Source organism: Rhodococcus sp. 14-2496-1d (assembly GCF_002259365.1).
Taxonomy (GTDB): Bacteria; Actinomycetota; Actinomycetes; order Mycobacteriales; family Mycobacteriaceae; genus Rhodococcoides.
This window is the reverse complement of record NZ_NPFV01000029.1, coordinates 244,262-256,715: the sequence shown is the minus strand read 5'-3', so window position 1 is coordinate 256,715 and position 12,454 is coordinate 244,262. Positions and strand designations below refer to the sequence as shown.

At 66.3% G+C, this 12,454-nt stretch carries 12 protein-coding genes; 8 read left to right on the top strand and 4 right to left on the bottom strand.

Annotated features, from left to right (window positions below; translation table 11 throughout):
• Window positions 1-27: 27 nt before the first annotated feature.
• The 3 genes from fabG1 to CH296_RS22530 all read left to right on the top strand — a co-directional run bounded on the left by fabG1 (window position 28) and on the right by CH296_RS22530 (window position 2,825).
• Window positions 28-750: a 3-oxoacyl-ACP reductase FabG1 gene (gene fabG1, locus CH296_RS22540; protein WP_094630006.1), complete on the top strand. Its 723-nt coding sequence runs from the start codon at window positions 28-30 to the stop codon at window positions 748-750.
• A 73-nt stretch (window positions 751-823) separates the two neighbouring features.
• Entirely contained in the window at window positions 824-1,648 is an 825-nt protein-coding gene (gene inhA, locus CH296_RS22535) for an NADH-dependent enoyl-ACP reductase InhA (protein ID WP_032398037.1), read from the top strand.
• A 100-nt stretch (window positions 1,649-1,748) separates the two neighbouring features.
• The gene (locus tag CH296_RS22530; RefSeq protein ID WP_094648011.1) at window positions 1,749-2,825 is read left to right on the top strand and encodes a ferrochelatase; all 1,077 of its coding nucleotides are present in this window, start codon (window positions 1,749-1,751) and stop codon (window positions 2,823-2,825) included.
• 34 nt (window positions 2,826-2,859) lie between these two features.
• Here the strand turns inward: CH296_RS22530 and CH296_RS22525 are convergent, their stop codons facing one another.
• Window positions 2,860-3,687, bottom strand: a complete 828-nt coding sequence (locus CH296_RS22525) for a hypothetical protein (RefSeq protein ID WP_179273200.1) — start codon at window positions 3,685-3,687, stop codon at window positions 2,860-2,862.
• A gap of 76 nt (window positions 3,688-3,763) precedes the next feature.
• Here CH296_RS22525 and CH296_RS22520 point away from each other — a divergent pair, with 76 nt between their 5' ends.
• Genes CH296_RS22520 through CH296_RS22510 form a run of 3 tightly spaced genes read left to right on the top strand, consistent with a single transcriptional unit; the run spans window position 3,764 to window position 6,260 of the window.
• The gene (locus tag CH296_RS22520) at window positions 3,764-4,573 is read left to right on the top strand and encodes a DUF3097 domain-containing protein (protein ID WP_032398456.1); all 810 of its coding nucleotides are present in this window, start codon (window positions 3,764-3,766) and stop codon (window positions 4,571-4,573) included.
• Window positions 4,574-4,627: 54 nt separating this feature from the next.
• Window positions 4,628-5,059 (top strand): NfeD family protein, encoded by a 432-nt coding sequence (locus tag CH296_RS22515; RefSeq protein ID WP_032398457.1) that lies wholly within the window; start codon window positions 4,628-4,630, stop codon window positions 5,057-5,059.
• Window positions 5,060-5,063: 4 nt separating this feature from the next.
• A complete protein-coding gene (locus CH296_RS22510; RefSeq protein ID WP_094685785.1) occupies window positions 5,064-6,260 on the top strand; it encodes an SPFH domain-containing protein in 1,197 nt (398 codons plus the stop codon).
• A 13-nt stretch (window positions 6,261-6,273) separates the two neighbouring features.
• Here the strand turns inward: CH296_RS22510 and CH296_RS22505 are convergent, their stop codons facing one another.
• The 3 genes from CH296_RS22505 to CH296_RS22495 are packed head-to-tail and all read right to left on the bottom strand — an operon-like array spanning window position 6,274 to window position 8,127.
• Window positions 6,274-6,783 carry a hypothetical protein gene (locus tag CH296_RS22505; protein WP_032398041.1) on the bottom strand — a complete coding sequence of 170 codons (510 nt, stop codon included), beginning with the start codon at window positions 6,781-6,783 and terminating at the stop codon, window positions 6,274-6,276.
• Window positions 6,780-7,379, bottom strand: a complete 600-nt coding sequence (locus tag CH296_RS22500; protein WP_032398042.1) for a hypothetical protein — start codon at window positions 7,377-7,379, stop codon at window positions 6,780-6,782. Before CH296_RS22500 ends, CH296_RS22505 begins: the two co-directional genes overlap by 4 nt.
• Window positions 7,380-7,410: 31 nt before the next feature.
• Window positions 7,411-8,127, bottom strand: coding sequence for a TVP38/TMEM64 family protein (locus CH296_RS22495; RefSeq protein ID WP_094685784.1), 717 nt, complete (start codon window positions 8,125-8,127; stop codon window positions 7,411-7,413).
• Between the two features lie 170 nt (window positions 8,128-8,297).
• Between CH296_RS22495 and mutA the strand changes: the two genes are divergently transcribed.
• On the top strand, window positions 8,298-10,187 hold the full coding sequence (mutA, locus tag CH296_RS22490; protein ID WP_094685783.1) for a methylmalonyl-CoA mutase small subunit: 1,890 nt from the start codon (window positions 8,298-8,300) through the stop codon (window positions 10,185-10,187).
• The gene (gene scpA, locus CH296_RS22485; protein ID WP_094630002.1) at window positions 10,184-12,454 is read left to right on the top strand and encodes a methylmalonyl-CoA mutase; all 2,271 of its coding nucleotides are present in this window, start codon (window positions 10,184-10,186) and stop codon (window positions 12,452-12,454) included. Before mutA ends, scpA begins: the two co-directional genes overlap by 4 nt.

Genomic DNA, 12,454 nt, shown 5'->3' with positions numbered 1-12,454 from the left:
CCAGGACGAACAGATAGGTTGCTAGGCATGTCCACACCTGACTTCATCGCGCGATCGGTACTCGTCACCGGAGGTAACCGAGGTATCGGTCTCGCCATTGCCCAGCGGCTCCTAGCCGACGGACACAAGGTGGCCGTCACCCACCGCGGCTCCGGCGCCCCCGACGGGCTGTTGGGAGTCGTCTGCGACGTCACCGACTCCGCCTCGGTGGACGCGGCCTTCAAGGAGGTCGAGGAGAAGCAGGGTCCGGTCGAGGTGCTCGTGGCCAACGCCGGAATCACCGACGACACGTTGCTGATGCGCATGACCGAGGAGCAGTTCCAGCGCGTGATCGACGCGAACCTGACCGGGGCCTTTCGGGTCGCCAAGCGCGCCAACCGTGCCATGCTGCGCGCGCGTTGGGGCCGGATGATCTTCCTGAGTTCGGTCGTGGCCATGGCCGGCGGACCGGGGCAGATCAACTATGCCGCCTCGAAAGCCGGTGTCATCGGCATGGCGAGGTCGATCACTCGTGAGCTCGGATCACGCTCGATCACCGCGAACGTGGTGTCCCCGGGATTCATCGAAACCGACATGACCGCAGAACTCTCCGACGAATTACGCGGCAAGGCCAAGGAATTCATCCCGCTTCAGCGTCTGGGGCAGCCCGAGGACGTCGCGGCGGTCGTGAGCTTCCTGGCCGGCCCCGACTCCTCCTACGTGTCCGGTGCCGTCATCCCCGTCGACGGCGGCATGGGCATGGGTCACTGAGAGCCGTTCTTGCACAGTATTTTTCAGTTCGACGTCATCGATTTCATCTTCGAAAGCTAAGGAACACAGCACTATGGGCGGATTGCTCGAAGGCAAGACCATTCTCGTCACCGGCATCATCACCGATGCCTCGATCGCGTTCCACGCCGCGGCCATGGCGCAGGAGCAGGGTGCCAAGGTGATCATCACCGGGTTCGATCGGCTCCGGCTCATCGACCGCATCGCACAGCGTCTACCCAAGGAGGTGCCGCCGGCGATCGAGCTCGACGCCACCAACGAGGAGCACCTGGCGGCGTTGGCCGACCGCGTTCGCGAGGTCGCGCCCGAAGGTATCGACGGGGTTCTGCACTCGATCGCATTCGCGCCCCGCACCCTGATGGGCCCCGACGCCAAGCCGTTCCTCGACGGCCCCGGCCCCGACGCCGCGAAGGCATTCGAGATCTCGGCGTGGAGCTACGCATCGCTTGCGCGTGCAGTTCTGCCGGTCATGAACGAGGGTGGCTCCATCGTCGGAATGGACTTCGATCCTCGTACGTCGATGCCGTACTACAACTGGATGGGCGTGGCCAAGGCTGCTCTCGAATCGGTCAACCGCTACGTGGCCCGGGAAGTGGGCGCCGCCAAGCGCATTCGCTCCAACCTCGTCGCTGCCGGCCCCATCAAGACCCTCGCCGCCAAGGCCATCGCGGGTACGGCCACGGACGACGCGGCAAAGATGAACCAGCTCAACGTCTACTGGGACGGTGCTGCCCCGATCGGTTGGGATGTCAACGACCCCACCGTCGTCGCCAAGTCCATCGTCGCGTTGCTCTCGGATTGGCTGCCCGGCACCACCGGATCCATCGTGTACGTCGACGGCGGAGCCAGCCACAACACGTACCTGCCCGAGAACATGTGATGCCGCGGTGGGCGCACCCGCACGTGCGCCCGCCGAGAGGTTTGGTTCGCCGATCGGACCCCCGCAGGGGCCGGTCGGCGACGGGGGCACAATGGAAAACATGACCACCCCTGGAGACTTCGACGCATTGTTGGTGCTCTCGTTCGGCGGGCCGGAACAGCCCGCCGACGTACGCCCGTTCCTGGAGAACGTCACTCGCGGTCGTGGAGTGCCGCCCGAGCGGCTCGACGCCGTCGTCGAGCACTACATGCACTTCGGCGGAGTCTCGCCGATCAACCGACTCAACAGAGACATCATCGAGGCGCTCCGCAGCGAATTCGATTCCGCCGGAGTCGATCTGCCGATCTATTTCGGAAACCGCAACTGGCATCCGATGATCGAGGACACCGTCGCGACCATGAAGTCGGACGGAATCAGGAACGCGCTCGTTTTCCCGACCTCCGCGTGGGGCGGATACTCCGGATGCAGGCAGTACCACGAGGACATCGCCCGGGCCCGCGCCGCCGTCGGTGACGATGCACCGCATCTGCTCAAGATCCGGCAGTACTACGACCACCCGCTGATGGTCGACGCGTTCGGCGACGCCGTCGCATCGGCGCGAGCCTCGCTGCCCGAGCAGCACCGCGCCGGTGCACGTCTGGTGTTCACCGCACACTCCATCCCCTCGGCCGCCGACGCCAATGCGGGCCCGCCCCAGGACGGCGGTCACCTCTACAGCCGTCAGGTGGCCGAGGCATCGAGGCTCGTCGCAGCCGCGTCGGGCGTCGACGATTACGACCTGGTGTGGCAATCCCGCTCCGGCCCTCCGCAGGTGCCGTGGCTCGACCCCGACATCTGTGATCACCTCGAAGCGCTGTCGGAGAAGTCCGTCGACGCCGTCATCGTGTGTCCGATCGGATTCGTGTCCGACCACCTCGAGGTCGTGTGGGATCTGGACACCGAAGCGGAGGAGAAAGCCCGTGAACTGGGAATGGCCTTCGCCCGTGCAGGTACTCCCGGATCCGATGCGCGTTTTCCGCAGATGATTCGCGAGCTCGTGGACGAATACCGAGTCGGTGGACGGTGCCGCGGCCTCGGCAGTGTGCCCGGCTACGGTTCGACGCTGGACGGCAGTCGCTGCGCCGTCGGCTGTTGTGAGCAGCCCACCCGGCCCTCCAGGCCCGCAGCCACGTCGTGAACGCGTCCGCCCGGCACCTGCGTCCGACGGGGTGTCAGGCGGAGTGCATCGCCGCTTCGATGCTCGTCGCGACCGCAATGGTGCGCGCGGTGCGCACCGCAGCCCACAGCGGTCGAACGAGTTCTTCACGGGCCGCGGCTGCCGACGCGGTCGGTGCCTCCGACGGAGCCGATCCCGCCGCGACCGTCAGAATGGCGGCGACCCGATCTGCCGATTCGAGGACGCGGAACGCTCTGTCGGACATCTCTGCCGGGTAGCGATGCCGTGCCGCGTCGGCGATCAGTGCGGCGATACGGGTGCGCGGATCGGTGTCGAGGGTGCGGGTGGGTAGCGACTGCATCTGCGCGAGAGCGTCCGCTGCGCCGCGCACGGCCTCACGCATTTCGTACTCGGCCTCACCCAACCCCTGATCTCGATGACCGTGCTCGGGGACGACGATCGAGTAGACGGTCCAGCGCAACACATCCGGTCCCTCCACGACGGGCACCACACCGATGCCGGCGTTGCCCGAGGTCCCGACGATCACGGCCTGCCCCGCGTTCAGGGCGGCACGCGAGAAATCCGTGTTCGCGGGCAGTCCAGTCACTGCGCCGGGGGCAGGCAGAACGAGTTTGACTCGATCGTCGCCGGCCTCGGGAGTCGACGCTGTTGCAGCCGCCCTGATCGCGTGCAGCAGGCCCGCGATTCCATCGGCGTAGCCGGGATGCTCGAGCCCGAAATTCACTGCCGCGTCCGCATCGCCTGCACCCACCAGATGCATAGGTGCCCACTCGTACATGGCGTCGATGACGTCGTCGGGCGAGCTGGCACCGGCCAGCCAGGAACCGGCCCACAGGGCGAGACTTGCGCTTGAGGAACACACGACTCACGAGCATAGGTCGGCGTGGCGAACCGTGCTCGGGACGCCGGTGTCGCTAGCGTTGGTCGCCGTGAACGACATGTACGGCGGAGACATTCTCAGAGGGCACAGTCGCATGCGCAAGGTTCCGGCACCGGAGGTGTCGGCCGAGCGCGGATTGGTCGTCGAAGATGCAGGCACCGGGTACTGCGGTGCCGTGGTCGGCTTCGAGCGCACCTACGACGGAGATTTCGTCCGGCTCGAGGACGGTGCCCGCACGACGCGGCTGTTCGCCCTGCGCGAGGCGGCGTTCCTGATCGACGGACGTCGGGTCACCCTGGTTCGGCCCAAGCCTGCGGCGGCTGCGGCGGCACCGACGCGCTCCGCATCCGGTTCGACCAAGGTCGAGGGCCTGCGCGCGCGCACCGCCCGCGCCAGTCGCATCTGGGTCGAGGGCGTGCACGACGCGGCCCTGGTGGAAAGTGTGTGGGGACACGATCTTCGGGTGGAGGGCGTGGTCGTCGAGCATCTGGAAGGTCTGGACAATCTGGGGGAGCGGTTGGCGGAATTCGGTCCCGGACCGGGCCGCCGTGTGGGAGTTCTGGTGGACCACTTGGTGACCGGTTCCAAGGAGTCGAAGTTGACGAGGTCGCTGGGCGAACACGTTCTGGTCACCGGTCATCCGTTCATCGACGTCTGGGAGGCGGTCAAGCCCGCTGCTGTCGGCATCGACGCTTGGCCGAAGATCCCGCGGGGTGAGGATTGGAAAACCGGAATCTGTCGAGAGTTGGGGTGGGGCAGTCCGCGGGAGGGGTGGCGTCGGGTGTATTCGTCGGTGTCGAGCTTCCGTGATCTCGAAGCACCGTTGATCGGAGCCGTCGAGCAATTGGTCGACTTCGTCACCGAGTAGGGCTGTGTCCAGCAACGCACCGGCAATTGTCCGATTCGTGCTTGGATGGAGGCTGTGGCAGCGATCATTTGGCTCATAGCGGCAGTGGTTCTCGCCGGTGCCGAGGCACTGACGGGCGACTTCTTTCTTCTCATGATCGCCGGCGGCGCGCTCGGCACCGCAGGCGTATCGGCTCTGACCGACTTCCCGGTGTGGGCCGATGCGATCGTCTTCGGCGTCCTGTCGCTGGCATTGGTGCTCGGTCTGAGACCGATACTGTTGCGTCGCTTCGCGACTCCGCCCGAAACCCCGATGGGGATGGCTGCGCTCACCGGCAAGAGTGCGATCGTTCTCGAGCAGGTCACTGCCCACGAAGGCCAGATCAAGCTCGGTGGGGAGGTGTGGACCGCTCGTCCACTCGACGAGACCGAGGTCTATGCCCCGGGTACCACCGTGACCGTGATGGAAATAGACGGCGCAACCGCCGTCGTATGGAAGGGACCGTAGCCACGTGGAAGCACTCATCGCACTGGCTGTCATCGTCGCATTCGTCGCGGTGTTGATGGCCAAGTCCATCTCGATCGTCCCGCAGGCCGAGGCCGCCGTGATCGAGCGGCTCGGCCGCTACACGCGCACCGTGTCCGGTCAGCTCACGTTTCTCGTGCCGTTCGTCGACCGTATCCGTGCCAAGGTCGACCTGCGTGAGCGAGTCGTGTCGTTTCCGCCGCAGCCGGTGATCACCAAGGACAACCTGACCGTGTCCATCGACACCGTCGTCTACTTCCAGGTCACCAACCCGCAATCGGCCGTGTACGAGATCAACAACTACATCGTCGGTGTCGAGCAGTTGACCACCACCACTCTGCGCAACGTCGTCGGTGGAATGACGCTGGAGGAAACTCTCACCTCGCGTGATTCGATCAACGGGCAGCTGCGGGTCGTACTGGACGAGGCCACCGGCCGTTGGGGCCTGCGCGTGGCCCGAGTCGAGCTCAAGAGCATCGACCCGCCGCCCTCGATCCAGGAGTCGATGGAGAAGCAGATGAAGGCCGATCGCGAGAAGCGAGCGACCATCCTCACCGCCGAAGGCCATCGCGAATCGGCGATCAAGACGGCCGAGGGAGACAAGCAGAGCCGGATTCTCGCGGCCGAGGGCGGCAAGCAGGCAGCCATCCTCACCGCCGAGGGCGAGCGCCAGTCCCGCATCCTGCGGGCGCAGGGTGACCGCGCCGCGAAGTACCTCGAAGCTCAGGGTCAGGCCAAGGCGATCGAGAAGGTGTTCGGCGCCATCAAGGCAGGCAAGCCGACGCCCGAGTTGCTCGCGTACCAGTACATGCAGACGCTGCCGCAGATGGCTCAGGGCGATGCGAACAAGGTGTGGATGATCCCGAGCGATTTCGGTGACGCTCTCAAGGGGTTCGCCAAGACACTCGGTGCGCCCGGCGAAGACGGTGTGTTCCGGTACGAGCCCAACGAGTCGGCCGGCAACGAGCCCAAGCCGGAGGACGATTCGGACGAGGTTGCCGAATGGTTCGAGACCAAGACCGATCCGGCGGTCGCCGAGGCGGTCAAGGCTGCAGAAGCGGTGGCGCGCAAGCCGGTCGACACGTCGCTGGCGTCCGCGCCCGAGCTGTCGAAGGGGTTCGACGTCGGTGCCCTGGCGGCGTCGCCGGAGGCGGAGCCGGAGCCGGAGCCGGAACAGCGTTGAGGGACGGCCCCGATCAGCTGATCAGGGCCGTGCCGACCCCGGCAGCGGCCAGAGCCCACAGGACGCTGGCGAAGGTACCGATGATGAACTGTTCGGAGGCATGGGATTCGCGCAGTTCTGGATAGCGCGCGAGGCCCTTGACTGCCAGCACGATCGCGATGCCCTCCGGCCATCCGGCGAGAATCGACACGGCGACGGCCACGCGTTCGAGGACGCCTATGGTCAGTCCACCACGCAGCGGCTCGACCGGATCGTCTCCGGTCGAGTCGCTGCGTCGTCGTGCGATGCGAAACACGGTGGGTACCGCCGCCGTTCCACCCAGGGCTGCTGCGACGACGCTCAGGACGACTCCGACGGCATGGCCGAGACCGTAGGCCGGTCCGGCCACCGTGGCCAGGACTGCCGCTGCCACGAGGAGACTCGACGCGGCGACGGTGGGCAGCCATCGGCGAATCCCGGTGCCGGTGGGGACGATAGCGGCGATTGCGGTCAGTGCCAGTAGCACCAGGGTGGCAACGATCATGGCCTGTGGTTTCCCGTCGTGTTCGCGGTGTCTAGCAGTCGAGTCGCCAGGGTGCGACCTGCGTTCTCGACGTGCCAGCCGGCTACCGAGAGTCGTTGCGACATGGCTTGTTTGCTGATCTTCAACCGTTCGGCCGCCTCGGTTTGCGAGAACCCGCGGGCCATGAGTTCCACCGCTTCTCGCCCCTGGTCCGATCGTCTGATCACGAGCAGCGCAACCAGGGTCGATGCCGTCTCCGCGTCCTCGGCGGCAGCGTCGTCGGGACCGCTGACGGCGAGCGCAGCCGGGGCGTTCTTGGCTCGGGTCACGGCGTCTCTGGCTGCTTCGAACGCCGGTCCGCGTCCGGCGCGAGTCGTCTCGGGTAGCGGGAGTTCGACGGAACCGATGCCGATGCCGACGCTCCAGTGCGGGGTGGCGACCAGTTCGAGAGCGATCGAGACGACGGTAGCGGCGTCCTCGCAGACGGCTTGCACTTCGTCTCCTGCGGTGCGCTCGAAGGGCCGGATCAGTTCGTGGTCGCGATAGCGTTCGAGCAGTTCGGGCACGCGATCGATATCGCGTCTACTGCGTCGTTGGTCCACGGTCAGCACGAACATCGGACAAGGCTAGATCGTTGATGTGGTCCAGTCAAGCTTCAAGGCTTGATTCGTCGGAATCAAGGTTCCCGGCCTGTCGACCGCCCGCAGGCGCAGGCACGGATCGCGAACCTCGCGAGAGCCGCCAATCCACCACCAGCCCACTCAGACCGATCGCGATACAGACCGCAGACAACACCAGCAGCGCCGGATGTGTCTGGCCTCCGATCGCTCCGCCGATCAGGACGATTCCGAGCGTGCCCGGCAGCATCCCGACGGCCGTCGCCAGGGCGAACGGGACGAGCCGAACCGCCGACACCCCACACGCGTAGTTCACCAACGAGAACGGCACCGGCGCGATCAGGCGCAGGGAGCCGACGGCCAGCCATCCTCGTCGACGCAGACTCTCGTCCACCGAATCGAGAGCCGAGTGCGACATCCGCGCTGCCACGGCGTCGCGACCGATGGCACGGACCAACAGCAGCGCCAGCATCGCACTGACGGTCGACGCGCCGATGGTGACCGCCAGACCGGTCAGGGGCCCGAACAACACTCCTGCACTGAGCGTGAACAGCGTTCTCGGGACAGGCGCAACGGTCACGATCGCGTGCACACCGAAGAACACGAGCGGGAATGCCGGACCGACGGACGCACCCCAATCACGAATCTGTTCGACACTCGGATGGGGTGCGAACACCGCTACCAGAGCGAAGACGGCAATCACCGCCAGCAGCGCGATCAGTCGAACGTCACGCAGGTGCCGGGTCACGAGAGGCCAGCGTACCGGCGTGAGACGACACCTCGTCGCCTCCCGAGTCCGAGAGCCGCGCTGCACGATCGAACGTGAGGTGATCCTCACGATAATGTGCAACTCGGTGGGGTTAGCATCACTTCACGTCGGGCGAAGGACTACCCGGCCGAACCGAGGGAGCAGCACACGTGTCCATCGCGTCGCACGAAGATGCCGCACGCAGCGCTCATGCGGCCTGGCAGAAGGCAGTGGCAGGTGTCCTGGCCAAATCGCGTCGGGTCGAGGTGTCCGATCTGCCGGCCGATGCCGAACACCTACTCGATTCCACGACGTACGACGGGATCACCGTGTCCCCGTTGTACACCGCCTTCGACGAACGACCGGAAGGTCCGCTGCCCGGGCAGTTCCCCTACCTGCGGGGACGCGACCCCCACCGCGACGTCAACGCGGGCTGGAAGGTGTGCACCCGCCACGGCTCGGTCCGGGGCGACGGTGCCGACGACGCGGCGACTGCGAACACCCAGATTCTCGATTCGCTCTCCAACGGCACCAGCGCCCTGTGGTTGACGGTCGGCGACGGTGGCGTCGACCCGACCGCTCTGCCGGAGGTTCTGCGTGGGGTGTTTCTCGAGCTCGCACCGCTGACGATCGATGCGCGCGGGGACGTGTCCGCAGCGGCAGCGGCGGTGTTCGAGGTGCTCGACTCCGCCGATATCGACGAGCGCGCCGCAGTCGACATCCGGCTGGGCGTGTCCACTCTCACAGCCGGGTTGAGCGGAACCGAGTCGATCGAGATGACCGAGGCGCTCGAGCTGGCTCGCAAGTCGATCGGTCGTGCCGAGACGATTCGTGCGATCACGGTCGACGGCACCGTGTTCCACAATCTCGGTGGCAGCGACGCACAGGAGCTCGGTGCGGCGATCGCCGCAGGGCTCGAGTACCTCCGGTCCATGACCGATGCCGGTATCGGCATCGCCGATGCCCTGCGGCAGATCGAGTTCCGGTTCTCGGCCACCGACGACCAGTTCCAGACCATCGCCAAGTTCCGGGCCGCTCGCACGCTGTGGGCGCGCATCGCGCAGGTGTGCGGAGTCCCCGACGCCGGCGACGCTCCTCAGCATGCGGTGACCTCGGAAGCGATGATGTCGCAGCGGGATCCGTGGGTGAACATGCTGCGGACCACGCTGGCGTCGTTCGGAGCGGGAGTGGGCGGTGCCGATTCGGTGACCGTGCTCCCGTTCGATGCGGCACTCGCCGGGGGCGCAGCCGGGGTGTCGAAGACATTCGCGGCCCGTATCGCCCGAAACACCCAGCTGCTGCTGCTCGAAGAAGCGCATCTCGGACGGGTCCTGGATCCCGGTGCCGGGTCCTGGTACATCGAGGAGCTGACGGCAGCGGTCGCGGCGAAGGCCTGGGAGTTCTTCCAGACCATCGAAACGTCCGGAGGTTTCCGCGCCGCCGTCGACGACGGTTCGCTGATGACTGCGATCGAGAAGACCCGCGCCGAACGCGATTCCGACATCGCTCACCGAGTCACCCCGCTGACGGGCGTCAACGAATTTCCCAACCTGGCCGAGGCTCCGCTCGATCCCCAACGAACCGCGCCGCAGGGCTCGACAACGGTGTATCGGTACGGCCGGGCATTCGAGTCGCTGCGAGACCGGTCTGATGCCTATCTGGCCGAGCACGATTCGCGCCCGACGGTGCTCCTGGTGCCGCTGGGCAGCGTCGCCGAACACAATGTCCGAACGACGTTCGCGTCGAACCTGCTGGCGTCGGGCGGAATCGAGGCCGTCGATCCCGGCCCCCTGACCGTCGACGGAATCGCCGGATCGGTAGAGACGTCCGGAGCTCGGATAGCGGTGGTGTGCGGAACCGACAAGCGGTACGCCGACGAGGCCGCCACTGCCGTGGATGCATTGCGGGCCGCAGGCGTCACCCAGGTGCTGCTTGCCGGCCCCGAGAAGATCTTCACCGGCACCGAGGGCACCTCGCGTCCCGACGGATTTCTGACCGCGAAGATCGACGCCGTGGCAGTGCTGACCGAACTTCTCGACACCCTGGGAGCCTCGAAGTGACGACCGACGAGAACCGAATCTCGCACACCATCGGCAGTTTCGCCGACGTGCCACTGGTCGACCCCGACGAGCCGACGCCGACGCCGCCGTCGGCCCAGGACGTCGACGCCCATGTACGGCAGGGCGCGAAGGCCAACTTCTACACGCCCGAGCAGGTGGTGTGGTCCACCCCCGAGGGCATCGACGTCAAGCCGGTGTTCACCGAGGCAGACCGTGCAGCCGCCGAGGCCGAGGGCTACCCGCTGCACAGCTACCCGGGTGCTCCGCCGTTTCTCCGCGGGCCGTACCCGACGATGTACGTCAACCAGCCGTGGACCATCCGCCAGTACGCAGGTTTCTCCACGGCGGCGGAGTCCAACGCGTTCTACCGCCGTAACCTGGCGGCCGGCCAGAAGGGTCTGTCGGTCGCGTTCGACCTGGCCACCCACCGCGGCTACGACTCCGATCACCCCCGAGTGCAAGGTGACGTCGGAATGGCAGGCGTCGCCATCGATTCCATCTACGACATGCGGCAACTGTTCGACGGCATCGACCTCGGTAGCGTGTCGGTCTCGATGACCATGAACGGCGCTGTGCTGCCGATCCTGGCGCTGTACGTCGCGGCCGCCGAGGAGCAGGGCGTCGGGCCGGAGAAACTCGCCGGCACCATCCAGAACGACATTCTCAAAGAGTTCATGGTGCGCAACACCTACATCTATCCGCCGAAACCGTCGATGCGCATCATCTCGGACATCTTCGCGTACACCAGCGAGAAGATGCCCAAGTACAACTCGATCTCCATCTCCGGCTACCACATCCAAGAAGCCGGAGCCACAGCCGATCTCGAACTCGCCTACACCCTCGCGGACGGTGTCGAGTACATCCGGGCCGGTCTGGATGCAGGCATGGACATAGATACCTTCGCACCGCGACTGTCGTTCTTCTGGGCCATCGGAATGAACTTCTTCATGGAGGTCGCCAAGCTGCGTGCCGGGCGTCTGCTGTGGGCCGAGCTCGTGCAGCAGTTCGAGCCCAAGAGCGCCAAATCCCGTTCGCTGCGCACTCATTCGCAGACGTCGGGCTGGTCGTTGACGGCACAGGACGTGTTCAACAACGTTGCCCGCACCTGTGTGGAGGCGATGGCGGCCACCCAGGGGCACACCCAGTCGCTGCACACCAACGCCCTCGACGAGGCACTCGCCCTGCCGACGGACTTCTCGGCGCGCATCGCCCGCAACACCCAGCTGCTCATCGCGCAGGAGTCCAACACCGTGCGCCCGATCGATCCGTGGGGCGGCTCGCATTACGTCGAATGGCTCACCCACCAGCTCGCGAATCGGGCTCGGGCACACATCGCCGAGGTCGAGGAAGCAGGCGGCATGGCTCAGGCCATCGGCGAGGGCATCCCCAAGTTGCGCATCGAGGAGGCTGCGGCCCGCACCCAGGCGCGGATCGACTCCGGCCGTCAACCCCTGGTTGGCGTCAACAAGTACGTTCCCGACGAGCCCGACACCATCGAGGTGCTCAAGGTCGAGAACTCCAAGGTTCGGCGCGAGCAGATAGAGAAGCTCGAGCGGCTGCGGGCCGAACGGGACACCGCCGAGGTCGAGGCAGCCCTGGCGAACCTGACCAGAGCGGCGGCCTCGGACCAGCCGGGGATGGAGAACAACCTGCTGGCTCTCGCCATCGACGCGGCACGCAAGATGGCCACCGTCGGCGAGATCTCCGATGCACTGGAGAAGGTCTACGGGCGCCATCAGGCCGAAATCCGGACAATCAGTGGTGTGTACCGCGACGAGGCAGGCAAATCCGAGAACATCACCCGCGCCACCGCGCTGGTCGAGCAGTTCGCCGAGGACGAGGGCCGTCGGCCTCGCGTCCTGGTGTGCAAGATGGGTCAGGACGGGCACGATCGAGGTCAGAAGGTGATTGCCACGGCGTTCGCGGACATCGGCTTCGACGTCGACGTCGGCCCGCTGTTCCAGACCCCCGAGGAGGTGGCCCGGCAGGCCGCCGACAACGACGTGCACGTCGTCGGGGTGTCGTCGCTGGCCGCAGGCCATCTGACGCTGGTGCCCGCCTTGCGACAGGCCTTGGCCGAAGTCGGCCGTGAGGACATCATGATCGTCGTCGGTGGCGTCATCCCGCCCGGTGATTTCGACGAGCTCTACGCGGCGGGCGCTGCGGCGATCTTCCCTCCGGGCACCGTCATCGCCGACGCGGCGATCGGGCTGGTGGAGAAGCTGTCCGTTGCGCTGGGGCACGCACCACGCGAGGCCAACGCCTGA

What these genes read in the sequence shown, in the direction of transcription:
- CH296_RS22500 (WP_032398042.1), bottom strand. Translation starts at nt 7,379, where the DNA reads ATGTTCGTGCTGACCGTGGACCAACGACGCAGTAGACGCGATATCGAT.
- CH296_RS22505 (WP_032398041.1), bottom strand. Translation starts at nt 6,783, where the DNA reads ATGATCGTTGCCACCCTGGTGCTACTGGCACTGACCGCAATCGCCGCT.
- CH296_RS22530 (WP_094648011.1), top strand. Translation starts at nt 1,749, where the DNA reads ATGACCACCCCTGGAGACTTCGACGCATTGTTGGTGCTCTCGTTCGGC.
- CH296_RS22520 (WP_032398456.1), top strand. Translation starts at nt 3,764, where the DNA reads ATGTACGGCGGAGACATTCTCAGAGGGCACAGTCGCATGCGCAAGGTT.
- fabG1 (WP_094630006.1), top strand. Translation starts at nt 28, where the DNA reads ATGTCCACACCTGACTTCATCGCGCGATCGGTACTCGTCACCGGAGGT.
- inhA (WP_032398037.1), top strand. Translation starts at nt 824, where the DNA reads ATGGGCGGATTGCTCGAAGGCAAGACCATTCTCGTCACCGGCATCATC.